3 protein-coding genes and 1 pseudogene are annotated in these 1,909 nt (G+C 67.8%); 2 read left to right on the top strand and 2 right to left on the bottom strand.

Annotated features, from left to right (window positions below; genetic code table 11):
- The first annotated feature begins 118 nt into the window (after positions 1 to 118).
- Both ACWEBX_RS39835 and ACWEBX_RS39830 read left to right on the top strand, forming a co-directional pair.
- Complete coding sequence (locus ACWEBX_RS39835) at positions 119 to 367, top strand: hypothetical protein (RefSeq protein WP_451889588.1); 249 nt, start codon at positions 119 to 121, stop codon at positions 365 to 367.
- Between the two features lie 184 nt (positions 368 to 551).
- Positions 552 to 743, top strand: a pseudogene (locus ACWEBX_RS39830) (IS110 family transposase); the annotation flags it as partial.
- On the opposite strand, the gene ACWEBX_RS39825 reads toward ACWEBX_RS39830, so the two are convergent.
- On the bottom strand, positions 710 to 949 hold the full coding sequence (locus tag ACWEBX_RS39825; RefSeq protein ID WP_451889587.1) for a hypothetical protein: 240 nt from the start codon (positions 947 to 949) through the stop codon (positions 710 to 712). The pseudogene ACWEBX_RS39830 and the gene ACWEBX_RS39825 sit on opposite strands and share 34 nt — an antisense overlap.
- Before the next feature lie 112 nt (positions 950 to 1,061).
- Positions 1,062 to 1,508: a VOC family protein gene (locus ACWEBX_RS39820; RefSeq protein ID WP_451889586.1), complete on the bottom strand. Its 447-nt coding sequence runs from the start codon at positions 1,506 to 1,508 to the stop codon at positions 1,062 to 1,064.
- Positions 1,509 to 1,909 lie beyond the last annotated feature (401 nt).

Raw genomic sequence — 1,909 nt, 5'->3', positions numbered from 1 at the left:
GGTCTGCTTCTCCGGTGAGAAGACCACGTACGTGGCCAGCGCGACCTGATAGACGCCGTCGGCGCCCTGGGACAGCAGCCGTACACCGAGAAGGGTGCCGGGTGGGTAGTGCGAGGCTGTGACTTCGGGCATCTCGGTCCTTCGGATCAGGGTTTCCTCAAAGCTCTCGTCTTCGGCCGGCGCTGGCCGTCCGACACGCCACCACGAAGGAGGGAGCCTGGCTGCCTGCCAGGTCGTCACGGATTCCGACTGGGGCGGTTTCGGCATCGCCCGCTTGGCCCCGGTAGACAAGGCGATCGGCTGGGGGAGCATCGTCATGACGCTGTGCATCGCAGTGCTGGCGATCGTCGTGCCGCTGGTGGGGTGACGGGCCGCGTGCGTGAACGCGGAGGAACTCCACAGCCGTACGGTGCAGTCGCCGTCGGGCACCGGGGCGGCTACGGGGCCGGCCAGACTGGTATCTGGCGCAAAGTCTGCGCGAGCGTCGGCGAGCGCGAAGGCCCGCCTCAGACCCTCCACAAGGACACGGCTGCCCCACACCGAGCCGAAATCGCGAGCTGTTCGCCAGGCTGCAGGCCGAGCACGGGACCGTGCTGGTTGTGGTCGACCAGCCGGCCTCGATCGGCGCCCTGCCGCTGGCGGCCGCACGGGACATGGGCTGCCCGGTCGCGTATCTGCCGGGATTGGCTATGCGGCGGATCGCCGACCTCTATCCCGGCGAGGCCAAGACGGATGCGAAGGACTTTGGGTCCAGCGCGTCGAACCCCCGCTCGTCCAAGGCATGGATGACCTCGCGGACGTAGTCCTCGCCAACCTGCATCAGCGTGGTGATGTCCTTGACCGTCTGGCCTTGGGCGGACATCGGCACCACGATCACCTGGCGGAGTTTCACCGGGTCTTTCGCGGTCCGGCTGATCTGCTGCAGCCTGCGACCCTCCTCCGTACTCACCGGCCGGACGGACACACTCGGTCGATGTCCCACAACCAGCTCCAAGATCAGGTCTTGGACGCAGTCTGCCGGCCGACGAGCAGCAGGTCGATTATCCGGCCAAGGATCTAGCTCATACGGCGGGCGGGTCGGCGTAGACGCCGTTCAGCATGCCGGTGGCCTGCCCGACTTCGATGAGATAGCCGTCCGGGTCCCGCAAGTAGCACCGCAGCTCGGCCTTGCGATCGATGGGTGGCGTGAGGAATTCGGCGCCCTTCGCACTCCACTCTCGGTGACATGCCTCGATGTCGGCGACGCGGAGGTTGAGGAAGCTGCTGACCTTGCTCGGGTCGGTGGGCGGGCGCAGGGTGACGTCTGGCTTGTCCGGGGTGGGGCCGCCGCCCGGGTTCATGATGATCCATCCGTTGCCGAGCTTGATGGTGCAGGGGTTCTCCTCGAGCACCACCTCACCGCCGAGAACGTCGGTGTAGAAGGCGCGAGATCGGGCTACGTCGGCCACCGTCAGAAAGTGGGTGAGGAGGAGCCCGGAATCTGGGGCAGGAAAACCATCAGGGTGCATGCAAGGCCTCCAGGCGAATCGGATGTTTCCTTTCATAGTGGTGGGTGGAGGTCCGTGGGCACGGATGAACACGGCCGGGAGAGGAGCCAGCCGTGCCGGCCGCCGGGCCCTCCGCTGCCATCGAGCCCGTGTCGGCGGCCCGGGCGGGGCCGGCACGGGCACTGGTCCGTACTGCCCGGAGCTGGAACTTGACGTACTGGCTGCCGTAACCCGTGGACGTGTGCTTCACCCAGTCCGCGCGGGTGAGGCGGCCGTTCACCGTGATCGCCTCGCCCTTGAAGAGGCCGTTCGGAATGCGGTGGCCAACTGACGGCCGCCGGCACACCACCGGCGGTGGCCTGTGTCCGGCGTGCGCGGTGGCCTTGCCGTGGGTGGCTCCGCGTCGGCGGCGCGGTCCGGGT

This window comes from Streptomyces sp. NPDC005070 (genome assembly GCF_053600395.1).
This window is presented reverse-complemented; position numbering and strand designations above follow the sequence as displayed.